At 68.1% G+C, this 23,825-nt stretch carries 21 protein-coding genes; 12 read left to right on the forward strand and 9 right to left on the reverse strand.

Annotated features, from left to right (window positions below):
• Positions 1 to 71 precede the first annotated feature (71 nt).
• A complete protein-coding gene (locus NJQ99_RS15850; protein WP_269333849.1) occupies positions 72 to 764 on the reverse strand; it encodes a winged helix-turn-helix transcriptional regulator in 693 nt (230 codons plus the stop codon).
• 221 nt (positions 765 to 985) lie between these two features.
• Between NJQ99_RS15850 and NJQ99_RS15855 the strand changes: the two genes are divergently transcribed.
• Positions 986 to 2,419, forward strand: coding sequence for an FAD-binding oxidoreductase (locus NJQ99_RS15855; protein ID WP_269333850.1), 1,434 nt, complete (start codon positions 986 to 988; stop codon positions 2,417 to 2,419).
• A 56-nt stretch (positions 2,420 to 2,475) separates the two neighbouring features.
• Here the strand turns inward: NJQ99_RS15855 and NJQ99_RS15860 are convergent, their stop codons facing one another.
• Positions 2,476 to 3,048: a hypothetical protein gene (locus NJQ99_RS15860; protein WP_269333851.1), complete on the reverse strand. Its 573-nt coding sequence runs from the start codon at positions 3,046 to 3,048 to the stop codon at positions 2,476 to 2,478.
• A 276-nt stretch (positions 3,049 to 3,324) separates the two neighbouring features.
• Positions 3,325 to 5,490 carry a catalase/peroxidase HPI gene (gene katG / locus NJQ99_RS15865; RefSeq protein WP_269333852.1) on the reverse strand — a complete coding sequence of 722 codons (2,166 nt, stop codon included), beginning with the start codon at positions 5,488 to 5,490 and terminating at the stop codon, positions 3,325 to 3,327.
• A gap of 181 nt (positions 5,491 to 5,671) precedes the next feature.
• Here katG and NJQ99_RS15870 point away from each other — a divergent pair, with 181 nt between their 5' ends.
• The 3 genes from NJQ99_RS15870 to NJQ99_RS15880 all read left to right on the forward strand — a co-directional run bounded on the left by NJQ99_RS15870 (position 5,672) and on the right by NJQ99_RS15880 (position 8,716).
• On the forward strand, positions 5,672 to 6,589 hold the full coding sequence (locus NJQ99_RS15870; protein ID WP_269333853.1) for a LysR substrate-binding domain-containing protein: 918 nt from the start codon (positions 5,672 to 5,674) through the stop codon (positions 6,587 to 6,589).
• A 139-nt stretch (positions 6,590 to 6,728) separates the two neighbouring features.
• Positions 6,729 to 7,706 (forward strand): quinone oxidoreductase family protein, encoded by a 978-nt coding sequence (locus NJQ99_RS15875; RefSeq protein WP_269333854.1) that lies wholly within the window; start codon positions 6,729 to 6,731, stop codon positions 7,704 to 7,706.
• Between the two features lie 86 nt (positions 7,707 to 7,792).
• Positions 7,793 to 8,716 (forward strand): dihydrodipicolinate synthase family protein, encoded by a 924-nt coding sequence (locus NJQ99_RS15880; protein ID WP_269333855.1) that lies wholly within the window; start codon positions 7,793 to 7,795, stop codon positions 8,714 to 8,716.
• A 58-nt stretch (positions 8,717 to 8,774) separates the two neighbouring features.
• Here NJQ99_RS15880 and NJQ99_RS15885 read toward each other — a convergent pair whose 3' ends face one another.
• On the reverse strand, positions 8,775 to 9,503 hold the full coding sequence (locus NJQ99_RS15885) for a methyltransferase family protein (RefSeq protein WP_269333856.1): 729 nt from the start codon (positions 9,501 to 9,503) through the stop codon (positions 8,775 to 8,777).
• 75 nt (positions 9,504 to 9,578) lie between these two features.
• Positions 9,579 to 10,661: a class I SAM-dependent methyltransferase gene (locus NJQ99_RS15890; protein ID WP_269333857.1), complete on the reverse strand. Its 1,083-nt coding sequence runs from the start codon at positions 10,659 to 10,661 to the stop codon at positions 9,579 to 9,581.
• Positions 10,662 to 10,770: 109 nt separating this feature from the next.
• Here NJQ99_RS15890 and NJQ99_RS15895 point away from each other — a divergent pair, with 109 nt between their 5' ends.
• Positions 10,771 to 11,793: a GlxA family transcriptional regulator gene (locus NJQ99_RS15895; RefSeq protein ID WP_269333858.1), complete on the forward strand. Its 1,023-nt coding sequence runs from the start codon at positions 10,771 to 10,773 to the stop codon at positions 11,791 to 11,793.
• 9 nt (positions 11,794 to 11,802) lie between these two features.
• On the opposite strand, the gene NJQ99_RS15900 is transcribed toward NJQ99_RS15895, so the two are convergent.
• Positions 11,803 to 13,404, reverse strand: a complete 1,602-nt coding sequence (locus tag NJQ99_RS15900) for an FMN-binding glutamate synthase family protein (protein WP_269333859.1) — start codon at positions 13,402 to 13,404, stop codon at positions 11,803 to 11,805.
• 138 nt (positions 13,405 to 13,542) lie between these two features.
• On the opposite strand from NJQ99_RS15900, the gene NJQ99_RS15905 reads away from it, so the two are divergent.
• Both NJQ99_RS15905 and NJQ99_RS15910 read left to right on the forward strand, forming a co-directional pair.
• Positions 13,543 to 14,559 (forward strand): LLM class flavin-dependent oxidoreductase, encoded by a 1,017-nt coding sequence (locus NJQ99_RS15905; RefSeq protein ID WP_269333860.1) that lies wholly within the window; start codon positions 13,543 to 13,545, stop codon positions 14,557 to 14,559.
• Positions 14,560 to 14,730: 171 nt separating this feature from the next.
• Complete coding sequence (locus NJQ99_RS15910) at positions 14,731 to 15,552, forward strand: enoyl-CoA hydratase/isomerase family protein (protein WP_269333861.1); 822 nt, start codon at positions 14,731 to 14,733, stop codon at positions 15,550 to 15,552.
• A gap of 60 nt (positions 15,553 to 15,612) precedes the next feature.
• Here NJQ99_RS15910 and NJQ99_RS15915 read toward each other — a convergent pair whose 3' ends face one another.
• From NJQ99_RS15915 to fabG, 3 genes are all read right to left on the reverse strand, one after another.
• A complete protein-coding gene (locus tag NJQ99_RS15915) occupies positions 15,613 to 16,395 on the reverse strand; it encodes an enoyl-CoA hydratase/isomerase family protein (protein WP_269333862.1) in 783 nt (260 codons plus the stop codon).
• Positions 16,396 to 16,402: 7 nt separating this feature from the next.
• The gene (locus tag NJQ99_RS15920) at positions 16,403 to 17,575 is read right to left on the reverse strand and encodes an acyl-CoA dehydrogenase family protein (RefSeq protein WP_269333863.1); all 1,173 of its coding nucleotides are present in this window, start codon (positions 17,573 to 17,575) and stop codon (positions 16,403 to 16,405) included.
• Between the two features lie 118 nt (positions 17,576 to 17,693).
• Positions 17,694 to 18,455: a 3-oxoacyl-ACP reductase FabG gene (fabG, locus tag NJQ99_RS15925; RefSeq protein WP_269333864.1), complete on the reverse strand. Its 762-nt coding sequence runs from the start codon at positions 18,453 to 18,455 to the stop codon at positions 17,694 to 17,696.
• A gap of 133 nt (positions 18,456 to 18,588) precedes the next feature.
• Between fabG and NJQ99_RS15930 the strand changes: the two genes are divergently transcribed.
• From NJQ99_RS15930 to NJQ99_RS15950, 5 genes are all read left to right on the forward strand, one after another.
• Entirely contained in the window at positions 18,589 to 19,230 is a 642-nt protein-coding gene (locus NJQ99_RS15930) for a TetR/AcrR family transcriptional regulator (RefSeq protein ID WP_269333865.1), read from the forward strand.
• 86 nt (positions 19,231 to 19,316) lie between these two features.
• On the forward strand, positions 19,317 to 20,222 hold the full coding sequence (locus NJQ99_RS15935) for an SDR family oxidoreductase (RefSeq protein ID WP_269333866.1): 906 nt from the start codon (positions 19,317 to 19,319) through the stop codon (positions 20,220 to 20,222).
• Positions 20,219 to 21,004 carry an ABC transporter ATP-binding protein gene (locus tag NJQ99_RS15940; protein WP_269333867.1) on the forward strand — a complete coding sequence of 262 codons (786 nt, stop codon included), beginning with the start codon at positions 20,219 to 20,221 and terminating at the stop codon, positions 21,002 to 21,004. The genes NJQ99_RS15935 and NJQ99_RS15940 overlap by 4 nt, the downstream gene beginning before the upstream one ends.
• Complete coding sequence (locus NJQ99_RS15945; RefSeq protein WP_269333868.1) at positions 20,991 to 22,937, forward strand: AMP-dependent synthetase/ligase; 1,947 nt, start codon at positions 20,991 to 20,993, stop codon at positions 22,935 to 22,937. The genes NJQ99_RS15940 and NJQ99_RS15945 overlap by 14 nt, the downstream gene beginning before the upstream one ends.
• Positions 22,938 to 23,825 (forward strand): branched-chain amino acid ABC transporter permease, encoded by an 888-nt coding sequence (locus tag NJQ99_RS15950; RefSeq protein ID WP_269333869.1) that lies wholly within the window; start codon positions 22,938 to 22,940, stop codon positions 23,823 to 23,825.

Below are 23,825 nucleotides of genomic sequence, written 5' to 3' on the forward strand. Positions count from 1 at the left end.
ATGCTGGTGCGGCGCGATCCGGCCTGTCAATCGCCCGGCGCAGCGCACCTGCCGCGCGCGGAGCGGGCGCGTCAGGCGACGAGCTTGCGCTGTCGGGCGAAGGGGCTGAGGCCCAGCCATTTCTGCATTGTCCGCGCCACGTCGCGCGTGCCGTCGAGTTCCAGCTTCTCACGCTCGCGCGCGACCGTGGTCAGGCCCATCCAGATCGCGGTCATCGTCCGCAGGTCGGTGGTGATGTAGAGGTCGACCTCGAACCCGGGATCGGCCGAGCACAGGTCAACCTCGCCTGACGGATCGACTACCAGCCACCATTTGCGGCTGGCGGGCGGAAGCTCCGGATAGACGAAGCGGATGACCGTGCGTCCGGGGGGCAGCGGCGTCGGATCGAGATTGCGGCGCATGTCCCACATCAGCAGCGCGGGGTCGAGGTTCTGAAGCGAGGGCTCGGACTCGACCCATTTCTGCCCCCAGAACCCGAAGGCTTCCACGACTGGCAAAAGGTCCCTGCCGGAAGGGGTCAGCCGATATTCGTGGACCCCGTGCTCGCCATGCGCCGGCACGCGCTCGACGATACCGGCTGCCTCCAGTTCCTTCAGCCGTTGGGACAGCAGCGAAGGCGACATGCGCGGCACGCCGCGGCGCAGATCGTTGAAGCGTGTCGATCCGGCGACGAGCTCCCGCACGACAACCATCGTCCACCGGCGGCACAGCGTCTCCGCCGCCATGGCGACGGGACAGAACTGCCCATAACTCCCTGAAGTCATCGCGAGCTCCTTTCGCAGTCATCGGGCTCGACCAAAGCGAGACTAACACACTCCGGCCAGTCCAGAAACTGAACCTGCCAGTACAGATCCCGCACTGGCAGCCATGTGCGCACCGGACCCATACTTCGATGTACCCGCCGCCGCGCCCGAACGGCCTCCGATACGGAGGTTCGCTGGTGCTGCGGGACGGCGGCGCAGCAGACAGAGGGGAGGACAGGCAGATGAACGTGACCATGAGAACGCTGGACGGAGACACGCAGACGGTGTCCATCGAGGCCGTGGAGGCCTTGCGCAGCCGTCTGCGCGGGACAGCGGCCTTGCCGGGCGAGCCTGGCTTCGACGAGGCGCGGACAGTTTGGAACGGCATGATCGACCGCACGCCGGGCCTTGCCGTCAGGGCACTGGGTACAAGCGATATCCGGGAGGCGGTGGCCTTCGCGCGCGACAACGGACTGTTGATCGCCATTCGTGCGGGCGGGCACCAGATCGCCGGACATGCGGTGGCGGATGGGGCGTTGCTGCTCGACCTGTCGCAGATGCGCTCCGTCCATGTCGATCCGCAAGCGCGCACTGCCCGGGTCGAGCCGGGGTGCCTGCTCTCCGACGTCGACAGGGAGACGCAGCTGCATGGCCTCGCCGTGCCGGTCGGCATCAACTCGACGACCGGCATTTCCGGGCTGACCCTTGGAGGGGGCTTCGGCTGGATCACTCGCAAGTTCGGCATGACGATCGACAACCTGATCTCGGCCGACGTGGTCACCGCCGATGGGGAGATCCTCAAGGCCAGCGCAGACGAGAACCCGGACCTGTTCTGGGCGCTGCGCGGCGGTGGCGGCAATTTCGGGGTCGTCTCGTCGTTCGAGTTCCGCCTGCACCCGGTGGGGCCGCAGGTGATGTCAGGACTTGTCGTGCATCCGCTGGAGGATGCGCCGGACCTGTTGCGCCATTTCCGCCGCATCTGCGCCGAAGCGCCCGACGATCTCACGGTCTGGGCCGTGATGCGCAAGGCGCCGCCGCTGCCTTTCCTGCCCGCCGAGTGGCATGGCCGGGAGGTGCTGATCTTCGCCGCCTGCTATGCGGGCGACATGGACGCGGGCGAGCTTGCCTTGCGCGAGTTGCGCAGCCTCGGCACACCGGTCGCCGATGTCATCTCGCCGCATCCGTTCACCGGATGGCAGGCGGCTTTCGACGGGCTGCTGACACCCGGCGCCCGGAACTACTGGAAGAGCCACGACTTCACGGAATTGTCCGATGCGGCCATCGAGACGCTGCTTCCCGCGGTCGAAGCGCTTCCCGATCCGCAATGCGAGGTGTTCATTGCCCATGTCGGCGGAGCGATGGCACGGGTGGCGTCGGATGAAACCGCCTTCCCGCAGCGCGATGCGCATTTCACCATGAACGTGCACACGCGATGGGAGGATCCGGCGAAGGATGCGGCCTGCATCGGCTGGGCGCGCGAGATGTTCACGGCGCTTCAGCCGCACGCGGCGGGCAGCGTCTATGTGAACTTCATGCCGGAGGACGAGACGGACCGGCTGGACGGCGCCTATGGCGGCAACATGGAGCGGCTGCAGCAGGTCAAGGCGCGCTACGATCCACAGAACCTGTTTCGCGTGAACCACAACATCCAGCCGGCTGCGCGTGCGGCGGGCTGAGATGCCGGAGTGGCGGTGCGATGGATGTGCAGCGCACCGCCACCGGCCCGGCCCGGTCAGCCGCCCTCCGCCTGCCGTTGCGCCGGGCGTTCCGCCACCGGGACCATGATGTGGGCGTAGGGCGTACCGGGCCACATCACGTAGGGCCCGTCGGTGTCGGGTGTCGTCGGCAGCCCTTCGAGAGTGGCATTGTCCGGGACGATCACCATCAGGTGCGGACCTTCCACCACCCAGTCGTTCTTTGTTGTCGGCTGGCTCGCAGCGGGATCGACGTTGCTCGCGCCCCCGTTCGGGGCGTCGCCTGCCAGCATGTAGGCGATGCCGACACGCCCGGCCTGGAACGGCTTGCCACCGGACCAGGCGTCCATCCACCGCATCCACTCGCCATCCATGCACATTGGGCCCGCCACCTTTTCCGGTGCCGGGAAGCAGGTGTAGGCACCGTCTCCGGGCCGTAGCACGGTGCCGTCGAGATCCGACACGGTCGCGGTCTCCCTGATCCCGGGAGGAGCGGCGCTCAGCGCTTCCGCGATCCTGTCCTCCACCCCATCGGCAGAGGCCGCTGTGCCGATCCCCGACAGAAGGCCCGTCGTGGCAAGTACCGCGGCGAGCCGAATGCGATGAACCATGGCGTGTGCGCGCGGTCCGCGCGAAACCTTGAGGGGCATTTCCGGTCTCCCTTGTCCGATTGGCGCGCGCCGTGACCGGGCCTGCATGGCCCGATACCCCGACGTGCCGCATGGAAAGCGCAATCAGGTTAGGCAGGGCATTGAGGGACTCGATAGTCCGGAAACTGTACTGCGGCTGCAGGCAGCGCCGCGGTCTGGCGGGGGGCGCCGGCGGCAAGACCTCTCCCCGCCGGTTTGCAAGAGGGGCGGGGAGAGGCGGAGATGTCCGGTCCGGGCCTATGCGAGGTCGAAGCGGTCCGCGTTCATGACCTTCGTCCACGCCGCCACGAAGTCGCGGACGAACTTCTCCCTGCTGTCGTCCTGGGCATAGACCTCCGCATAGGCGCGCAGGATGGAGTTCGAGCCGAAGACGAGGTCGATGCGCGTCGCGGTCCACTTCCTGTTGCCCGTCTTGCGGTCGACGATCTCGTAGAGATTGTCGCCCCTGGGCACCCAGCGGTTGGCCATGTCCGTCAGGTTGACGAAGAAGTCCGTGGTCAGCGCGCCTTCCCGGTCGGTGAACACGCCGTGCTTGGTGCCGCCTTGGTTGGTGCCGAGCACGCGCATGCCCCCGACCAGCGCCGTCATTTCCGGGGCTGTGAGCCCCATGAGCTGCGTGCGGTCGAGCATCAGCTCTTCCGGCGTGACCGCGTAGTCCCTCTTGAGCCAGTTGCGGTAGCCGTCGTGGATCGGCTCCAGCACGTCGAAGGACTCCACGTCCGTCATCTCGTCGGTGGCGTCGCCGCGGCCCGGTGAGAACGGCACCGCGATGTCGACGCCCGCGGCCTTCGCCGCCTGCTCCACCCCGACATTTCCGGCGAGCACAATGACGTCGGCGACGCTCGCGCCCGCGTCCGCCGCGATCGGCGCCAGCACGCCCAGCACGCGGGCAAGGCGCGCGGGCTCGTTACCCTCCCAGTCCTTCTGAGGCGCGAGGCGGATCCGGGCGCCGTTCGCGCCGCCGCGCATGTCCGAGCCGCGGAAGGTGCGGGCGCTGTCCCAGGCCGTCGCCACCATGTCGGCGACGCTCAGCCCGCTCGCGGCGATCTTCGCCTTGACCGCGTCGACGTCGTAGCCGGTCGGGCCTGCGGGGACCGGGTCCTGCCAGATCAGGTCCTCGGCCGGAACCTCGGGTCCGAAATAGCGCGCCTTCGGGCCCATGTCGCGGTGGGTGAGCTTGAACCATGCCCGCGCGAACGTCTCCGAGAAATAGTCCGGGTCCTTGTAGAACCGCTCGGAGATCTTGCGGTATTCCGGGTCCATCTTCATGGCCATGTCGGCGTCGGTCATGATCGGGTTGCGGCGGATCGAGGGGTCCTCGGCGTCGACCGGCTTGTCCTCTTCCTTGATGTTCACCGGCTCCCACTGCCAGGCGCCCGCCGGACTCTTCTTCAGTTCCCAGTCGTGGTTGAGCAGCAGGTGGAAATAGCCGTTGTCCCACTTGGTCGGGTGCGTGGTCCACGCGCCCTCCAGGCCCGACGTCACCGTGTCGCGGCCGATGCCGCGGGTCTTCTGGTTCATCCAGCCGAGGCCCTGCTCCTCGACCGGCGCACCCTCCGGATCGGGGCCGAGGTTCTCCGCCCGGCCGTTGCCGTGGCACTTGCCGACCGTGTGGCCGCCGGCGGTGAGCGCGACCGTCTCCTCGTCGTTCATGGCCATGCGGGCGAATGTGATCCGCACGTCCTGCGCGGTGCGCAGCGGATCGGGCTTGCCGCCCACGCCTTCCGGGTTCACGTAGATCAGGCCCATCTGCACCGCGGCGAGCGGGTTCTCCAGCGTCTCCCGGTCCTCGCCGTCGTAGCGGGTGGCGCCCAGCCACTCCTTCTCCGAGCCCCAGTAGGTGTCCTTCTCCGGGTGCCAGATGTCCGTGCGCCCGAAGCCGAAGCCGAAGGTCTTCAGGCCCATGGATTCATAGGCGACATTGCCCGCGAGGATGATGAGATCGGCCCAGCTGATCCGGTTGCCGTACTTCTTCTTGATCGGCCAGAGGAGACGGCGCGCCTTGTCGAGGTTGGCGTTGTCCGGCCAGGAATTCAGCGGCGCGAACCGCTGGTTGCCCGTGCCGCCGCCGCCGCGCCCGTCCGCCATGCGGTAGGAGCCCGCCGCGTGCCACGCCATGCGGATCATCAGGCCGCCATAATGACCCCAGTCGGCCGGCCACCAGTCCTGGCTGTCGGTCATCAGGCCGCGCAGGTCCGTCTTCAGGGCCGCAATGTCGAGTGTTTTCAGCGCCTCGCGATAGTCGAAGTCCTTGCCGAGGGGATCGGTCTTCGTGTCGTGCTGATGGAGGATGTCGAGGTTCAGCGACTTCGGCCACCAGTCCATGTTCGAGGTGCCGGTCGAAGTCGCACTGCCATGCATGACCGGGCACTTGCCCGCTGTCTTCGGATCATTGCCGTCCATCGTCTCTCTCCCAGCCTTGCTTCGGTTCCCGTCCCCTTCATGGCGACGGTAGCGCTGCGCCGCGCCTGCGCGGCATTGGTGCAAACCCTAGCGTCTGCACGCGCGGTACAAGCCAGAGAGCTACCATCGAATTGTGATCAGGGAAATTTTCATTTCCCAATCAGCCTGATATGGAAAACAAATGAATCGACTGACCCTCAAACACCTGCGTTATTTCGAAGCCTTGGCCCGCCACGGCCATTTTGGCCGTGCTGCGGAGGCGTGCGCGATCTCGCAGCCGGCGCTCTCGCTGCAGATCAGGGAGCTTGAAGAGATCCTGGGCGCGCCACTGGCGGAGCGGACCGCGCGCCGGATTCGCCTGACACCGCTGGGTGCGGCTTTCGCGCGCCGGGCGCGTGCCGTGCTGGCCGACGTCCATGCGCTCGAGGATCTTGCGCGCGCCGCGGCCGGGCCGTTGTCGGGGCCGCTGCAGATCGGTGTCATTCCGACGGTTGCACCGTACCTGCTACCGCGCGTCATCACGGCGCTGGCCGCGCATTTGCCCGGCCTCGATCCGCGCCCGCGCGAAGCGGTGACCGAGAAGCTGATCGAGGAACTCATGGATGGGCGGCTCGATGCCGCGATCGTGGCCCTGCCGGTGTCGGAGCCGACCCTTCACGAACAGCCCCTCTTTTCGGAGGAGTTCGTTCTGGTCCGCCCCCTTGCAGACGCAGACAGGCCCGTACCAAGCTCCGACATGCTGCGCGAGATGCGGTTGCTCCTGCTAGAAGAGGGGCATTGCTTCCGCGACCAGGCCCTCGCCTTCTGCGCCATGTCGGCGGCCAGACCCCGCGATGTCATGGAGGGCACGTCGCTTGCGACCCTCGTCCAGATGGTCGGCGCCGGGCTCGGCGTGACCCTAATCCCGGAGATGGCGGTTGGGGTCGAGACCCGCTCGGCCCCCGTCTCGGTGGCCCGGCTCGCGCCGCCGCGGCCGACGCGGACGATCGGCATGGTCTGGCGAAATAGCTCCCCGCTGTCGGAACCGCTGTCCCGGCTTTCGGGTGTCGTGCGAAACGCCGTCTGCCCCGGCGGGGAGGGGCAGGGCGCGGGCGCATAGGCCCCTTGCGCAAAGGCCCCTTGCACATGGGCCATGGCGTCTGCGCGTATGAATCCGCCCGGCCCCGCATCAGGGGACGTGCCCGCTTCGACGGAGAGGGGCGCGGCGGGACGCGCCGCCGCGACAGAGGGAGAGCACGATGCCACGAGCCGTACGCATTCACGAGACCGGCGGTCCCGAGGTGCTGAAACTCGAGGAGGTCGATGTTCCTGCCCCGGGACCCGGTGAGGTGCGTCTGCGCCAGACGGCCTGCGGGGTCAATTTCACCGACATCTATACGCGCACCGGTCTTTACCCTGCGCAACTGCCCTGCATCCCCGGGCGCGAGGGCGTCGGCGTGATCGACGCCGTCGGGGAGGGGGTGAGCGGCTGGCAGGCGGGCGACCGGGTCTCCTATGCTTCCGTGTCCGGTGCCTATGCCGGGGCGCGGGTCATCGCGGCGCATCACCTCGTGCGGCTCCCCGACGGCATCGGCGACGTGACCGCGGCGGCCATCACGCTGCGCGGGCTGACCGCGCACATGCTGCTGCACGCCGTCCACCCCGTCAGGGCTGGCGAGCCGATCCTCGTGCATGCGGCGGCCGGTGGCGTGGGCCTGATCCTCGCGCAATGGGCGGCTGCGCTGGGCGCCGAGGTGATCGGGACCGTGTCGACAGAGGAAAAGGCGACGCTTGCACGTGCCCACGGGTCGGCGCACGTGATCGTCGGACGCGATGCCGATGTGCCCCGCCAGGTCGCCGAGATCACCGGCGGACGCATGGTCGGCGTGGTCTATGACGCGATCGGCCGCGAGACGTTCGTGGGCTCGCTCGACAGCCTCGCCCGCCGCGGCCACCTCGTCTGCTACGGACAGGCGTCGGGTCCCATCCCGCCCATCGCGATTCAGGAGCTTGGAACGCGCGGCTCTCTCACGGTCACGCGGCCGATGCTCGGCGACTACATCGCCGATCCGCAGGAACGGGCCGACATGGCGGCCGACCTCTTTGCGCGCGTCGCAGGCGGCGAGATCCGCGTGAGGGCCGATCACGTCTATGCCTTCGAGGAGGTGGCCCGCGCTCATGCAGACCTCGAGGCCGGGCGCACGACGGGCTCGGTCGTGCTGACGCTCGAAGGATGAACCTTGCGGCCTGCCGGGGGATGGATAAGCGCACCCGGACCTGCCATCCTGCTCGGAACCGCGTGGAACAGCGATGGGGAAAAGGGATGACATCACAGGACCGGTTTTCGGGCGTGCTCGCGCCTGTGGTCACACCGTTCGGGCAGGATCTTGCGCCCGACGCGGCGCGCCTTGCCGCACACTGCAAATGGCTGGTGTCGCATGGGGTGCGGCTCGCCGTTTTCGGAACGAACAGCGAAGCCAACTCCATGTCCGTCGGGGAGAAGCAGGATCTGCTCGACCGGCTGGCAGGCAGCGGGGTCGAGCCCGCCGACATGATGCCGGGCACCGGCGCCTGCGCGCTGAGCGATGCGGTGGCGTTGACCGCGCATGCGGTGCGCCTCGGATGTGGCGGCGTGCTGATGCTGCCGCCCTTTTACTACAAGGGCGTGCCGGAAGACGGGCTCTATCGCTATTACGCGGAGGTGATCGGCCGGGTCGGTGCCGATGGCCTGCGCATCTATCTCTACCACATCCCGCACCTGACCGGCGTTCCGATCACGCTGGGCCTGATCGAGCGGCTGGTTCGCGACTTCCCCGGCACCGTGGTGGGGATCAAGGACAGTTCCGGCGACTGGGCGAACACGCAGGCGATGCTCGACCGGCAATGGGACGATTTCGCGGTCTTCGTGGGGTCGGAGGATTTCCTGCTGCAGGGGATGCGCAACGGGGCCGTTGGATGCATCTCCGCAACTGCCAATGTGAACCCGCAGGCCATCGCCCGGCTTGCCGCGCACTGGCGCGATGCGGACGCGGACGCTGCCCAGGCAGACCTGTCGGCCGTGCGGAAGATCTTTCAGCAGCGCCCCATGATCCCGGCGATGAAGTACGCCATCGCGCACTATGGCAGCGATCCCGGCTGGACGCAGGTGCGCCCGCCGCTCGTCCCGCTTGGCAAGGCCGATGGCGAAGGCCTGATCGCCGATCTCGACACCGCTGGCTTCGGCGCTCTCGCCGGCGTCACCGCCTGACGGCGACGCCGGTCGCGCCTTCCGTATTGGAGGCGAGCGGTTGCCTGTGCGCGGGCGCTCAGCCGATGCGCGGCAGGAAGGCCGGCACGCGCGCGCGGTAGGCATGGTAGGTCTCGCCCAGTTCGGCGGCGAGGTCCGCCTCCTCGAACACCGTCGCGACCAGGACATAGGCGGCGACGCCCAGCGCGAAGACCATCTGCCCCACGGTCATGTGGGGGGTGAGCCATGGCGTCAGCATCCAGCCGAGGCTGATGGGGTGCCGGACCGCGGCATAGAGCCAGCGCGCGCAAAAAGGTGCGGGCTCCGTCCGTCTGCCGCGGACCTTGTCCCACACCTGCGCCAGGCCGAAGAAGCCGAAGTGCCCGATGTGGAAGGTCGCCGCGAACATGGCGCCCCAGACCGCGAGGTAGAGGGCGAGGATGGCCGCCGCCGCGACCGGCGAGACGACATGCCAGACCGTGACCGCGATCGGCTGCCAGAACCAGACGAGCAGGCCGGTCGCCGCCACCGTCATGTAGAGATAGGTCGCGCGTTCGAGGTCCGGCGCAACGATCCGGGTCCACCAGGCCTTGAACCGCCGCCGTGCCGTCGCCGAATGGTGCAGGCCGAACAGGGCGATCAGGCCCAGATCGACGGCCACGGCTGTCCATGGGTCCCCCGCCGGGCCGGAATTGATGCCCTTCGGGACGGCGATATCGGCGAGGAAACCGACGAGATAGGCGATCGCGCCGAGCGCAAGCGTATAGGCAAGGCCCGCATAGGCGAGCCGCAGCGCACTGCGAAGCATGGGAGGAACCTTTCCTTTGTGCGTAAGGTGCGGCCTCCGCCCCGGCAAGTGGCGAAGGCCGGCGCGTGCGTCGTTTCAGACGCGGGCGACGAACCAGACATTGAGCGGGTCGTGCGGCAGGACGTGGCGGCGCACCTGCCCGAAGCCCGCCTCGTGCAGCATCGCCTCGGCCGTCTCCCAGCCCCACATGGTGCCGAGACCCTTGCCGCCCTGGCCGAGCGAGATCGGCGTGCAATGCACGCAGGAGATCGCGTAGAGCAGGGAGGCCATGGGGAAGGCGAGGTTGTTCTCGAGCTTCGCCGACCCGCCGATGTCCTGCATCAGGTAGACCCCGCCGGGGCGCAGCGCGCCCTTCAGGCCGCGGATCAGGGCTTCGGGATCCTTCTGGTCGTGGACCGCGTCGAAGGAGGTCACGAAGTCGAAGCAAGCCCGGTCCGCGAAGCCCGTGAGGTCGCGCGTCTCGAACCGGATATTGCCGAGCCCCGCCGCGCGCGCCCGGCGCGTGGCCGTCTCGATGGCGTCGGCACACAGGTCGTAGCCGGTGAATCGGCTCTGCGGGAAGCGTTCGGCGAGCGCGATCAGCGCCGAGCCCTGCCCGCAGCCAGCGTCGAGCACATCGATGCCGGCTTCCAGCCGCGCCTCGATCCCCGGCACCAGCGGCAGCAGGTGCTCGAACAGCGCGTCCGTCACGGTCTGGGCGCTGTCTTCCGCCATGATCTGGTGGAAGCAGGGATAGTCGCCGTAGGACGTGCCTTCGCCGGTCTGGAAGGTCGCGAGCGTGCGGTCCTGCACCGCGCCCATCAGCGCGATGTGCTGGGCGAACACCGCCATGTTGCCGAGCGGCGCGCCCCGGATCAGGCAGGCGGCATGTTCCGCGGGAAGCCGGTAAGTCCGGTGGGCCGGGTCGTAGCGGACGATGCCGCTCGTCACCATGCACGCGAGCCATTCGCGGACATAGCGTTCGGCCAGCGCGGCCTCCGCGGCGATCTTCTCGCTCGTCGCGGGCGGCAGGGCGGCCAGCGTGTCGAACAGGCCGAGGCGGTGGCCGACCGAGATCATCGCGGCGGTCGCGCCATGGTCGATGATCTCGCACATGCGGTCGAGGAAGCGCTCCGCCGCCGTGGCGTCGACGGTGGGGAAGGGGGTGATCTGGTTCATCGGTCATCTCCGGTATGGTCGGTTGCGATGCGCCGGGGATAGGCCGCCCGGACGCCGCTCACGAGGGCGGTTCTGGACAGGAAGGGACCGAACCCGCCACACTGGCGCCATGGACGCACGGAACGCCGCAGGTCCCTCGATCGCACTGCTCGCCCTACCGGAGAGCACGCCGGGCGCGCTGTTCGGTCTCTACGAGGTGTTCCTGTCGGTCGGGCGGACGTGGCAGGACCTGACGGGGGAACCGCCGGCGGGCGTGCCCTTTTCGCCGAAGCTAGTCGCGCGCGGGGGTGCACCCGTGGCGACCGCGCTCGGCATCCCGGTCCAACCGCACGAAGGGCTCGGCGACGCCGACATCGTCATCGTGACCGATCTCGCGCTGCCGCCGGGCGAAAGCCTCGCCGGGCGCTGGCCGGAGGAGGCGGCGTGGCTGCGCGCACGCTATGAGGCGGGCGCGGTGATCTGTTCGGTGTGCACGGGCGCGGTCCTGCTCGCGGAGGCGGGATTGCTCGACGGGCTCAACGCCACGACGCACTGGTCTGCGGTCGATCTCATCCGGACCTGCTATCCGGGCGTCCAGCTCGTTCCCCAGCGGATCCTGACCGCGGCGGGCGACGGCGACCGCATCGTGACGAGCGGCGGTGCGTCGGCGTGGGAGGATCTCGCACTCTATCTCGTCGCGCGCTTCTCCAGCGGGACGGAGGCGGTGCGCATCGCCAAGATCTTCCTGCTCGGCGATCATTCGGAGGGGCAGCTGCCCTTCGCGGGCGCACGCAAGGCGCGCCGCCACGACGACGCCCTCGTGGGCGATTCGCAAGCCTGGATCGCGGACAACTACCACCGGCCGAACCCGGTCGCGCGCATGGTGGAGCGGTCGGGCCTGCCGGAGCGGACGTTCGTGCGCCGCTTCCGGGCGGCGACGGGCTATGCGCCGATGGACTATGTCCAGACGCTGCGGATCGAGGAGGCCAAGCACCTGCTGGAGACGACCGCCCTGCCGGTCGAGGAGATCGCCGTCGAGGTGGGTTACGAGGACCCGAACTTCCTGCGACGCCTGTTCCGCCGCCGCGTCGGCATCACGCCCGCGAAGTACCGCCAGCGCTTCTCCCGCGTGGTGCGGATCGCCGCCGGCTGACGGGAGTGCTCAGACGGCGGGCAGGGCGGGTTCGAACGTGTCGGGGCTCGCCCGCCGCCAGCGGTCGAGATAGCCGAACCGGTCCTCCTCTCCGCGCAGCAGGAAACCCTCCGGCATATAGGGATAGACCTCCTCGCCCGTGACCATGTCGCGGTCGCGTTCCCGCATCAGCAGGTGATGGGGCAGAAATGCGCCGGGGTGGGAGAGGCCTGCCGCACCCGTCATCTCCGCCAGCGCCTTCAGCGTGTTCTGGTGGAAGCGGAACACGCGCTCCGACTTGTCGGGCACGTCGAGGGCGCGCTGGCGCAGCGTGTCCTGCGTGGCGACGCCCACGGGACAGCGGTTCGTATGGCAGGCCTGCGCCTGGATGCAGCCGACAGCGAACATGAAGCCGCGTGCGGAGTTTGCCCAGTCGGCGCCAAGCGCCAGCGCCTTGGCGATGTCAAAGGCGGTGACAAGCTTGCCCGATGCGCCGATCCTGATGCGCTCGCGCAGTCCCGTCCCGCGCAGGGTGTTGTGCGCAAACGTCATCCCCTCGATCAGCGGCATGCCGACGTGGTTGGCGAATTCGAGCGGGGCAGCGCCCGTGCCGCCCTCCTTGCCGTCGATCACGATGAAGTCCGGCACGACGCCGGTTTCCAGCATCGCCTTGACGATGCACATGAACTCCCGCCGGTGACCGATGCAGAGCTTGAAGCCCACGGGCTTGGCCCCGGACAACTCCCGCAGCCGCCCGACGAACTCCATCAGGCCGGTCGGGGTCGAGAACTCGGGGTGTGCGGAGGGCGAGACGCAATCCTGCCCCATGGGCACGCCGCGCGCCTCCGCGATCTCGGGCGAGATCTTGGCGGCGGGCAGCACGCCGCCGTGGCCGGGCTTGGCGCCTTGGCTGAGCTTCACCTCAATCATGCGGATCTGCGGGTCGGCGGCCTGGTCGCGGAACTTTTCTGCGTCGAACCGGCCCTCCGCGGTGCGGCAACCGAAATAGCCCGAGCCGATCTCCCAGATCAGGTCGCCGCCGCCCTGCCGGTGATAGCGGCTGATGCCGCCTTCGCCGGTGTCGTGCGCGAAGCCGCCCTTCTTCGCGCCGATGTTGAGCGCGAGGATCGCGTTGGCCGACAGCGCGCCGAAACTCATGGCCGAGATGTTGTAGAGCGACGCCTCATAGGGCTGGCGGCAGTCCGGCCCGCCGATGTGCACGCGGAAGTCATGGTCCGCGATATGCTTCGGCACGACCGAGTGCGTGATCCACTGGTATCCCGCGTCATAGACCCGGGCCCGGGTGCCGAAGGGGCGCTTGTCCTCCACGCCCTTGGCGCGCTGGTAGATGAGGGAGCGTTCGTCGCGCGAGAACGGTTCCTCGTCCTGGTCGCTCTCGATCAGGTACTGGCGGATCTCGGGCCGAATCCCCTCGAACAGGAAGCGCATGTGGCCGAGGACCGGATAGTTGCGCAGGATCGCGTGGCGGGTCTGCAGCAGGTCGCGCACGCCGAGGACGCTGAGCGCACCGAAGAACACGAGCGGTACCGCGAACCACGCGCTCAGGGCCAGTCCGACGAGTGACAGCACGGCAAGCACACACACGCCCGCGAACACGACATAACGTTCCATGGCGTGCTTTCCCCCGCTCGCTTCGTCCCTGACCGAACGGTAGCACCGCCGCACTCGCGCGACCAAGAGCGACCCATGCCGTTTGCCCGGATGGCCTGCGTCCCTGTATGGATGGGAAAACAACAAGGGAGGCGGCCCATGATCCCCTTTTCCATCCTAGACCTGTCGCCGATCTGCAAGGGCGATACCGCGGCGGACTCCTTCCGCAACACGCGCGACCTCGCGGTCCATGCGGAGGGGTGGGGCTATACCCGCTACTGGCTGGCCGAGCATCACAACATGCCGGGCATCGCGAGCGCGGCCACGGCGGTGGTCATCGGCCATGTCGCGGAGGCGACGAAGACGATCCGTGTCGGTGCGGGCGGGATCATGCTGCCGAACCATGCGCCGCTCGTCGTGGCGGAGCAGTTCGGCACGCTCGCCACGCTTTACGGGCCGCGCATCGACCTTGGCCTCGGGCGCGCGCCCGGAACGGACATGATGACCGCGCGGGCGCTGCGCCGCGGCCTCGACGGCAGCGACAATTTCCCGCACGACGTGGTCGAGCTGATGCGCTACCTGGCCGACGACACGGACGCGGGCGATGCAGGCCGGAAGGTGCGCGCGGTGCCCGGAACCGGCACCAACGTTCCCGTCTGGATCCTGGGGTCGAGCCTCTATGGCGCGCAACTGGCCGCGCACCTGGGGCTGCCCTATGCGTTCGCCTCGCACTTCGCGCCGGCCGCCCTCGACCAGGCGGCGGAAATCTACCGCGAGACGTTCCGCCCCTCGGCACATCTGCCAAAGCCGCACTTCATGATGGCGATCAACGTCTATGCCGCGGAGACGGAAGCGGAAGCGCTGCGCCTGAAAAGCTCCCAGCAGCAGGGCTTCGCCAATCTTCGGCTCGGGCGCCCCGGCCCGCTGCCGCGCCCGGTCGACGACATCGCGGCGGTGCTGGGGGGCGCGACCCTCTCCATGGTGGAGCAGGCACTTGCCGTCTCCGCGACCGGCACGCCCGAGATGGTGCGCGCCGATCTTGCCGCGCTGATCGCCCGCTACCGGCCCGACGAGGTGATCCTTGCGGGCCAGATATTCGATCACAAGGCGCGGCTTGCGTCCTTCGAGATCGCGGCGGACGTCATGCGTGCGCTCGACGGGGTTGCGGCGGTCTGACGCGCGCATCCCGCGCCGGGCCGCCATGCCGAGGGGGAAATTGACAAGGGCGCGCCCGCGTCCCTAACCTAACGGACGTTAGAAAACTGTCCCGCGCCGTGCCTGAAGGCAGAACGACAGGAACCGCAGGGACGAGGCGACCAGAGAAACGCAAGGGAAGGAATGCCTGACATGGGTGGCAACGCCGGCGACCGCTACGCGGCCTATACCAAGCTGAAGATCGACTATCCGGCGGAGCGCGTGCTGCGCATCACCTTCAACCGCCCGGAAACCTACAACTCCGTCGACGCCGAGACGCATACCCAGATGACCGACATCTGGCGCGACATCGACCGCGACCCGGACATCAACGCCGTGATTGTGACGGGCGCAGGCAAGGCGTTTTCGGCGGGCGGCGACTTCTCGCTGATCGAGCACATGACCGGCAACCACGAGGAACTGATGAAGACGTGGAAGGAGGCCAAGGACCTCGTCTACAACGTCATCAACTGCAACAAGCCGATCATTTCCGCGATCAACGGCCCGGCGGCGGGTGCCGGGCTCGTCGTGGGCATCCTCGCCGACATCTCGATCGCCGGGAAATCGGCGAAGCTGGTCGACGGGCACCCCCGCCTCGGCGTCGCGGCGGGCGACGTGGCGGCGATCATCTGGCCGCTGCTGTGCGGCATGGCCAAGGCGAAATACTATTTGCTGACCTGCAAGCCCGTGTCGGGCGAGGAGGCCGAGCGCATCGGCCTCGTCTCCATGTGCGTGGAGGACGACAAGCTTCAGGAAACGGCGCTCGACATCGCGACCGACCTCGCCAACGGGGCGCAAAGCGCGATCCGCTGGACGAAATACTCCCTCAACAACTGGCTGCGCCAGGCGGGGCCGATCTTCGACACCTCGACCGCGCTGGAGATGCTGGGCTTCATGGGCGAGGACGTCCGCGAGGGCGTGAAGTCGCACCGCGAGAAGCGCAAGCCGCAGTTCCGCAAGGACTGCCCGATCTGAGACGACGGCCGAGCTGAAAAGAGGGGGCGGGCCTGCCGGTCCGCCCCTTCGCGTGTCAGCCTAATGCTGCGTGAAGCGGGGCGTGCGCCGTCCCTCGAAGGCTGCGAGGCCCTCGCTCACGTCGTCGCCCTGCAGATGCACGATCACCGCGTCGCGCTCCATCCTGATGCCGCCCTCGAGCGGGCAGTCGAGACCCTGGCGCGCCAGCCGTTTCATCTCCGCGAGCGCCGGCCTGCTGCGCGTCGCGAGCGTGCGGGCATAGGTCATCGCCTCTTCCTCGAGGCTCGCGAGAGGCACCACCCGGTTGACGAGGCCGATGGAAAGCGCCTCGTCCGCCTCGATCCAGCGCGCGGTCAGCAGCAGGTCCATCGCCCGGCGCAGGCCGACGAGACGGGTAAGCCGCTGACTGCCGCCCCACCCGGGGACGAGGCCGAACTGCGCGTGCTGATCGCCGAAGCGCGCGACGTCTGCCGCGATGCAGACGTCTGCCGCGAGCATCAGTTCCAGCCCGCCCGCAAGGCACAGGCCCTGCACCGCGCAGACGACGGGCAGGGGAGACGCCTCGAGCCCTGCCAACGTCGCGTTCCCGGTGTCGATGAAGGTCGCAAGCTTGCCGGCATCTGTGCGGATCCCCTTGACCTCGGCGAGGTCGGCGCCGGTGCAGAAATGCTTGCCCTGCGCGCGCAGGAGGATCGCCCGGACGGCTGGATCCGCCTCGAACCCGCGCCGCGCGGCGTCGATCGCCTCGTGCACCGCGCGGGAGAGGCAGTTGAACTTGTCGGGCCGGGCCAGCTCGATGACGCCGACGCCGTCCTCGCTCCAGGTCTTGACGGGTTCGCTCATCGCCGCCTCACGCCTTCTTGTCGTATTGAAGCGCCACGCGGCCGGCCTTTTCGCGCGCGATCACCAGCTTCTGGATCTGCGCCGTGCCGTCGCCGATCTGCAGGCCGAGCACGTCGTTGTAGCGCTGATGGTGCGGCAGGTCGGTCGTGTAGCCATAGTGGCCGTGCAGGATCAGGCACTGGTGCAGGATCTCGCAGGCGGTCTTGGGCACGTACCATTTGCACATGGCGGCCTCGGCGGTGTGCCGCTCCCCCCGGTCGCGCAGCGCCAGCGTGTGGTAGCACAGCTGCCGCATCATGGTGAGCTGGGTTTCCGCTTCCGCCAGCGGGAAGCTCACGCCCTGGTATTGCACGATGGGCGCGCCGAACGCCTCGCGGCCCTTCACATATTCCCATGTCTCGTCGACCGAGGCCTGCGCCGCCGCGAGGCACTCGAGCCCGATCAGCGCGCGCGAGAAGTCGAAGCCGACCATGATCGTGCTGAACGCGCGGTCCTGCTCCGACATCATGCATTCGGCGGGGACGTACACGTCGTCGAAGAAGGCCGAACCTCGCGCGACCGGCTTCGTGCCGATGTCGTCGAAAGCAGTGCGCGTGATGCCCTTATCGCTGAGGTCGACGAAGAAGGCGCTGACGCCGCGCGAGGCTCCCGCAGGATCGCCCGTCCGTGCGAAGACGACCGCGGCGTCGGCCTGGGTGGAGAAGCTCATCGACGTCTTTTCGCCGTTGAGCCGCCAGCCATTGCCCGACCGCTCCGCGCGAAGCTGAAGGTTCGCCGCGTCAGAGCCGCCGCGCGGTTCGGTGAGGCCGAGGCCGATGATCGCCTCGCCGGCCGCGACCCGCGGCACCCACTCCTTCGCGATGTCGGGCGAGGCGTGCTTGGCCACCATGCCACCCATCAGCGAGGCCAGAAGCTGGACATAGCTGATGTTGAAGTCTGCGTAGGCGATCTCCTCGATGATGACGCCGGCCGTCACCGAGCTTTCGCCCATGCCGCCGTATTGCTCGGGCAGGTCGCAGCCGACGAGACCGAGCGCCCCCATTTCCTTCACCAGTGCGCGGTCGATGTCGTGTGTGCGTGCGCGCTTCAGATAGCTGGGGGCGAGTTTTTCCCGCGCGAAGCGGCGTGCTGCCTCGCGGTAGGCCTGCTGTTCTTCGGTCTGCTGGAACGGTGCGGTCATGGGGTGTTCCTTCACCTCGGTGTCGTGGGGCCGTGCAGCCGGGCTAGACGCAGGGACAGGACCGGCCGCCCGGGCGGCAACGGCCGCCGCGCGTGCTTGTGGCGCGCGGCGGCGATGTTCAGCCGTGCATGGTCAGGCCGCCGGAGACCGAGATGGTCTGCCCGGTGATGTAGCCTGCGTCGTCGCTCGCCAGGAAGCAGACGATGCCCGGATAATCCTCGGGCTGGGCCAGGCGGCGCAGCGGGATCGCCCGCTTCAGCCCCTCGACGATCTTCTCGCCGCTCTCTCCTTGCGCCACTTCGGCGAAGAGGGGGGTGTCGGTCGGGCCGGGCGCCACATTGTTCAGCGTCACGCCGGAACGGGCGAGTTCCCGCGCCACGGTTTTGGTGAAGGCGATGAGCCCGCCCTTGCAGGCGGAATAGACCGCCTCGCCCGAAGACCCGACGCGGCCGGCGTCCGAGGCGATGTTGATGACGCGGCCGGCGCGGCTTTCCACCATGTGCGGAAGAACCGCGTGGTGCATGTTCAGCGCGCCATAGAGATTGATGTCGATGACCTTCTTCCAAAGGTCCATGTCGGTCTGCAGGAAGGGGACGATGCGGTCCCAGCCCGCGTTGTTGACGAGAATGTCGATGCGGCCGGCAGCCGCCAGTTCGCCGACTGCCTTGTCGACCTGGCCGCGATCGGTGATGTCGACCGTGAAGGCGCGGGCCTTGCCTCCGTTCGCCACGATCTCGTCGGCAGTCTTCTGCGCGCCCTCGCCGTTCATGTCGAAGATCGCGACATTCGTGCCTTCTTCGCCGAAGCGCCGGCAGATCGCGCGACCGATACCGCTGCCGCCCCCGGTGACGATGGCTGTCTTGCCGTTCAGGCCCCTCATGGCTATTACCCCTCCCCGTGCTTGGCTGTGTACCGCCAGCTTGGCGGCCGGCATGTGCCGCGCCTTTCTTGTTTCTAACGTGTGTTAGAATTTAGTAGGGTGCTGTGGCCGCTGTCCAGAAGGAACTCGCCCGATGACCATGCAGGCGATGCAGACCGCCCGTGTCGTGCCGATGAAGAAGTCGGACCGGACCCGCGAGGAGATCCTGCGCAGCGCCGCGCGGCTGTTCCGCGACCGGGGCTATCACGCTTCAACGCTGCGCGAGATCGCGCAGGAGGCGCAGATCAAGGCCGGAAGCATCTATTACCACTTCGGCTCCAAGGACGAGATCATCGACGAGGTGCTCGACCTCGGCCTGCGGGAGGTCTTCAATGCCGTGCACGCGGTCATGGAGGCGGACCGCGACAATCCCGACCACCGCGCGCGGATCGGGCGGGCGATCCGGGAGCATCTTAACCTGCTTGTCGCACATGGGGAGTTCACCTCCGCAAACATCCGGATCTACGGGCAGCTGCCGGAGGACGTGCGTGCCCGCCACCGGCCCTTGCGGCGCCAGTACGCCCAATTGTGGGAAGACCTCCTGAGCGAAGCGCGGGATGCAGGTGCGGTGCGAAGCGACATCGAGATCGTACCGCTGCGCCAGTTTCTGCTGGGCGCCCTCAACTGGACCGTCGAGGTGTTCAGGCCGGACCGGGGCTCGCTCGACATCCATGCCGACCGGTGCATGGCGCTGGTCCTCGACGGGATCAGCACGGGCGCACGTAATCGCTTGTAGGGCTTTCTAACGAGTGTTAGTTTTTTCCCGAGGGTGCGGCACAGGAACCATATAACGACCGCGCCCCGCATGGGGAGGAACGGCTCTTGACGAACAAGGGCGCGGACCCGGGCTTCGGCTTCGGGGAAGAGAAGTTGCGCGACACGCCAACCGTTTACAGGCCGGGCCTGTTTTCCGGGCAGACGGTCGTTGTGACGGGCGCGGGAAGCGGCCTCGGAAAGGCGATTGCCACGCTGTTCGCGCGTCTCGGCGCCACGCTGGCGATCTGCGGCCGCAACGAGGAGAAGCTGGCGGCCTCGGCGGATTTCCTGCGCGGTTTCGGCGGCGAGGTGACAGCGCTGCCCCTCAACATCCGCGACCAGGAGGCGGTCGAGGCCTTCGTGGCCGAGATCTGGGACCGGCACGGCGGGATCGACGTGCTGGTGAACAATGCGGGCGGCCAGTTTCCCCAGGCCGCGCTCGACTTCAAGCCCAAGGGTTGGCTCGCGGTCGTCGACACCAACCTCAACGGCACCTGGTGGGTCATGCAGGCGGTGGCCCGCCGCATGGTCGAGGCCGGCCGGCCCGGCGCGATCACCAGCATCGTCGCCGACATCTGGCGCGGCATGCCCGGCATCGCACACACCTGCGCGGCGCGGGCGGGCGTGATCTACCTGTCGAAGTCGGTGGCGGTCGAATGGGCGCCCCATGGCGTCCGGGTCAATTGCGTGGCGCCGGGCTGCTGCGAATCGACGGGCTTTTCCAACTATCCGCCAGAGGGCACCGCGACCTACTGGGAATCGAACCCGTTCCTGCGCCCCGGCGACGAGTGGGACATTGCGGAAGCCGTCGTCTATCTCTCCGCACCCTCGGGCAAGTTCATCACCGGAGAGGTCGTGACCGTCGACGGCGGCCAGCAGATGTGGGGCGACCCCTGGCCCACGGGGCGGCCGGAGTATTTCCGGTTGAAGGAGGGCGGGCCGGCACTGCCTGGCAGGGAGGGCGAGGGATGACCGGCCGGTCGCCGATCCTCGCCTGCGAGGGGATCGAGCGCCGCTTCGGCGGGCTTGTCGCGGTGACCGGTGTCGACATGCATATCAGCCACGGCGAGATCTTCGGTCTCGTGGGCCCCAATGGCAGCGGCAAGACCACGCTGACCAATGCGATCACCGGCTTCTATCCGCCCAACAAGGGGCGCGTCCTGCTCGACGGGACGGACATCACGGGGATGCCGCCGCACCGCATCGCCGCACAGGGCGTCGCCCGCACCTTCCAGAATCTTGCCCTCTTCAACGGTCTGACCGTGCTCGACAACATCCTGCTGGGCCGGCACGTCCACATGCGGCCGAGCGTGTTCCGGACCGCGCTCTACTGGTGGCTCAGCAAGCCGGAGGAGATCGCCCACCGCGAAGCCGCCGAGGAGATCATCGAGTTCCTTCAGCTGCAGGGCATCCGCAACGAGCTTGTCGACGGCATCCCCATGGGTCTGAAGAAGCGGGTGGAGCTTGCCCGCGCGCTCGTCTCCGAGCCGCGCCTGCTGATCCTCGACGAGCCCATGGCGGGGATGAACCAGGAAGAGAAGGAGTACATGGCGCGCTTCATCCTCGACGCGCGCGACGAACGCGGCGTGAGCGTGCTGCTGATCGAGCACCACATGGACGTCATCGTGGGCGTCTGCGACCGGATGCTGGCGCTCAACTATGGCGAAATGATCGGCATGGGTGTGCCGAAGGACGTCGTCGCCGACCCCCGGGTGGTCGAGGCCTACATCGGGGGCACCCATGACGCAGAGTGAGCCCCGCGTGATCACGTCCACACCATTGCGCCAGGGCGGCCCGTCGCCGGAGACGACATTGCTGCGGCTGCTGGCGGAGAATGCGCGCACGCACGGTGCCGACGTCGCCTTCCGCGAAAAGGACCGGGGCATCTGGAAGGAGACAAGCTGGGCCGCCTTCTACCGCGAGGTGTTGTGTGCTGCCAGCGGGCTGGAGGAGCTGGGCTTCGGCCAGGGGGATGCGCTCCTCATCCTCGGCGACAACCGGGTCCGGCTCTATGCGGCGATGCTGGGGGCAGCGGCGCTGGGCGGCTACGCGATGCCGGCCTACCCGGATGCGACCATCGAGGAACTTCGCCACTTTGTCGACGAAGCGAACATCTCTGCCGTTGCCGCCGAGGACCAGGAGCACGTCGACAAGGCGCTGGAGCTTGTAGCGGCCGGCTACGACATCCGGCACATCATCTATGACGACCCGCGCGGCATGGGCCACTACAACTTCCACGGGCTGAAGTCGTGGGCCGACCTGCGGCGCGCCGGGGAGGACCGGCTGGCCGCCGATCCCGCGCTCGAGGAGGATCTGCTCGCGCGCTTCGGGCCGGACGGTCCCGCGGTGTTCATGCATTCCTCGGGCACGACGGGCAAGCCAAAGGGCATCGTGCTCACCCAGCGGAACCTGCTCACCGGCGTGCGCAGCGCCTACCAGGGCGGTGCGTTCGACGAGGGGGAAGAGGTCCTCGCCTATCTGCCGATGGCCTGGGTCGGCGATTTCGCGGTGACGATCGCGGCGGGCATCGCCTGCCGCTTCGCCATAAACATCCCCGAGCAGCAGGAGACGATGCTGCGCGACATGCGGGAAGTGGCACCGACCTTCTATCTCGCCGCGCCGCGCAGCTGGGACAATCTGCTGACCGCGATCCAGGTGCGGATGGAGGGGTCCACATCGCTCAAGCGCTGGATCTACAGGGCCTTCATGGGGCGCGCGATCGCCGCGGAGAACCGCCTCCTCAAGGGTGGGGAACCCGGGCGGTGGGAATGGCTGTGGCGGCGTGCGGGCGAATGGCTGGTGTTCGGGCCCATCAAGGATCAGTTCGGCTTCTCGCGGCTCAAGAATGCCCTTACCGGCGGCGAGGCGATCGGCGAGGACACCTTCGTCTTCTACCGTGCGCTCGGCATCAAGCTGCGCCAGCTCTACGGCCAGACCGAAACCAGCGCCTTCAACGCCATCCAGCGCCCGGACGAGGTGCAGTTGCACACCGTTGGCCGGCCGCTTCCCGGCGTCGAGGTGCGGATCGCCGGGGATGGCGAGATCATGGTGCGCAGCGAGAGCGTCTTCGGCGGCTACTTCCAGGACCCCGTGGCATCGGCCAAGGCACTGGAAGACGGGTGGCTGCACTCGGGCGACGCCGGTTACCTGGAGGACGACGGTCACCTGGTCGTGCTGGGCCGCCTGTCGGAGGTCGTGCACACCGCGGCGGGCGAACGGTTCGTGCCGAATTACATCGAGAACCGCATCAAGTTCAGCCCCTATGTCCGTGACGCAGCGGTGGTCGGGGCGGGCCGCGACACCCTGGCGGCCATGCTGTGCATCGACTTCGATGCCGTCGGCCACTGGGCGGAGATGAACGGCGTGCCCTACGTCTCCTACGCCGACCTGTCGCAGCGCGCGGAGGTGCAGGATCTTCTCGCCCAGGCCATCGCACGTACCAACGAGGCACTCCCGGATGCGCTGAAGGTCCGCCGTTTCGCCAGTCTGCACAAGGAATTCGACGCCGACGACGGCGAGATCACGCGCACGCGCAAGCTGCGCCGCAACGTCGTCGAGCAGCGCTATGCCCCCGTGATCGAGGCGCTCTACAGCGACCGGACCGAGGTCGAGGTCGAGGCGCGGATCACCTATGAGGACGGCACGACGGGCGTCATCGCGCGCACGCTGCGCCTGCGGGAGGTCTAGATGGAAGCGGTCTTCGTTCTCGAACTTGCAGCCAACGGGGCGTTGACGGGCCTGCTCTACTCGCTCGTCGCGATCGGCCTTGTGCTCATCTACAAGTCGTCCTCGGTGCCGAACCTCGCGCAGGGCGCGCTGACCATGATGGGCGCCTATCTCGTGCTGGCCTTCGCACAGCAGGCGGGCGCACCGCTCTGGCTGGCTATCCCGCTCGCCATGGTCGCCATGTTCGGGGCCGGCCTGGCGATCGAGCGGGTGGCGCTGCGCCAGCTCGCCGGGCGCCCGATCGTGATGATCCTGATGCTGACACTCGGCATCGACATCTTCCTGCGCGCAACGATCATGGCGATCTGGGGCGGCACGTCGCGGCCGATGGGACTGGGGGTGAGCTACGATCCGCTCTTCGTCGGCCCGCTGCTGATCAGCAGGGTGCACCTGATCGGTGCCAGCATCACCGTGGGCGTGTTCCTGGTGTTCCTGTTCTTCTTCCGCACCCGGCTCGGCATCCGGCTCAGGGCGATCTCGGACGACTACACCGCCTCCTGGTCGGTCGGCATCCCGGTCGAAGGCGGCATCGCGCTTTCGTGGGCGCTGGCGGCAGCGGTCGCCACGGTGGGCGGCGTGCTGTGGGGCGAGGTGCAGGGCGTCGATCAGGCCTTGTCCTTCCTGCTTCTGAAGGCGCTGACGGTGGCGGTCCTCGGCGGCCTCGACAGCGTCGGCGGCGCCGTTCTGGCGGGCATCCTGCTGGGCGTGTTGGAGAATGTCGTTTCCGCCTACCTGGATCCGCTGGTCGGCGGCGGCAGCCGTGACCTCGTGGTCGCGGCGGTCCTGATCCTGACGGTGATGATCCGCCCGCACGGCCTGTTCGGCCGCCACGACATCGAGAGGGTCTGA

Origin of the sequence: Futiania mangrovi (assembly GCF_024158125.1) — a bacterium.
In the GTDB taxonomy this organism is placed as follows: domain Bacteria; phylum Pseudomonadota; class Alphaproteobacteria; order Futianiales; family Futianiaceae; genus Futiania; species Futiania mangrovi.

What these genes read in the sequence shown, in the direction of transcription:
- NJQ99_RS15910 (WP_269333861.1), top strand. Translation starts at nt 14,731, where the DNA reads ATGGGTGGCAACGCCGGCGACCGCTACGCGGCCTATACCAAGCTGAAG.
- NJQ99_RS15920 (WP_269333863.1), bottom strand. Translation starts at nt 17,575, where the DNA reads ATGACCGCACCGTTCCAGCAGACCGAAGAACAGCAGGCCTACCGCGAG.
- NJQ99_RS15930 (WP_269333865.1), top strand. Translation starts at nt 18,589, where the DNA reads ATGACCATGCAGGCGATGCAGACCGCCCGTGTCGTGCCGATGAAGAAG.
- NJQ99_RS15885 (WP_269333856.1), bottom strand. Translation starts at nt 9,503, where the DNA reads ATGCTTCGCAGTGCGCTGCGGCTCGCCTATGCGGGCCTTGCCTATACG.
- NJQ99_RS15875 (WP_269333854.1), top strand. Translation starts at nt 6,729, where the DNA reads ATGCCACGAGCCGTACGCATTCACGAGACCGGCGGTCCCGAGGTGCTG.
- katG (WP_269333852.1), bottom strand. Translation starts at nt 5,490, where the DNA reads ATGGACGGCAATGATCCGAAGACAGCGGGCAAGTGCCCGGTCATGCAT.
- NJQ99_RS15950 (WP_269333869.1), top strand. Translation starts at nt 22,938, where the DNA reads ATGGAAGCGGTCTTCGTTCTCGAACTTGCAGCCAACGGGGCGTTGACG.
- NJQ99_RS15890 (WP_269333857.1), bottom strand. Translation starts at nt 10,661, where the DNA reads ATGAACCAGATCACCCCCTTCCCCACCGTCGACGCCACGGCGGCGGAG.
- NJQ99_RS15855 (WP_269333850.1), top strand. Translation starts at nt 986, where the DNA reads ATGAACGTGACCATGAGAACGCTGGACGGAGACACGCAGACGGTGTCC.
- NJQ99_RS15900 (WP_269333859.1), bottom strand. Translation starts at nt 13,404, where the DNA reads ATGGAACGTTATGTCGTGTTCGCGGGCGTGTGTGTGCTTGCCGTGCTG.
- NJQ99_RS15945 (WP_269333868.1), top strand. Translation starts at nt 20,991, where the DNA reads ATGACGCAGAGTGAGCCCCGCGTGATCACGTCCACACCATTGCGCCAG.
- NJQ99_RS15850 (WP_269333849.1), bottom strand. Translation starts at nt 764, where the DNA reads ATGACTTCAGGGAGTTATGGGCAGTTCTGTCCCGTCGCCATGGCGGCG.
- NJQ99_RS15905 (WP_269333860.1), top strand. Translation starts at nt 13,543, where the DNA reads ATGATCCCCTTTTCCATCCTAGACCTGTCGCCGATCTGCAAGGGCGAT.
- NJQ99_RS15915 (WP_269333862.1), bottom strand. Translation starts at nt 16,395, where the DNA reads ATGAGCGAACCCGTCAAGACCTGGAGCGAGGACGGCGTCGGCGTCATC.
- NJQ99_RS15940 (WP_269333867.1), top strand. Translation starts at nt 20,219, where the DNA reads ATGACCGGCCGGTCGCCGATCCTCGCCTGCGAGGGGATCGAGCGCCGC.
- fabG (WP_269333864.1), bottom strand. Translation starts at nt 18,455, where the DNA reads ATGAGGGGCCTGAACGGCAAGACAGCCATCGTCACCGGGGGCGGCAGC.
- NJQ99_RS15895 (WP_269333858.1), top strand. Translation starts at nt 10,771, where the DNA reads ATGGACGCACGGAACGCCGCAGGTCCCTCGATCGCACTGCTCGCCCTA.
- NJQ99_RS15880 (WP_269333855.1), top strand. Translation starts at nt 7,793, where the DNA reads ATGACATCACAGGACCGGTTTTCGGGCGTGCTCGCGCCTGTGGTCACA.
- NJQ99_RS15860 (WP_269333851.1), bottom strand. Translation starts at nt 3,048, where the DNA reads ATGGTTCATCGCATTCGGCTCGCCGCGGTACTTGCCACGACGGGCCTT.
- NJQ99_RS15870 (WP_269333853.1), top strand. Translation starts at nt 5,672, where the DNA reads ATGAATCGACTGACCCTCAAACACCTGCGTTATTTCGAAGCCTTGGCC.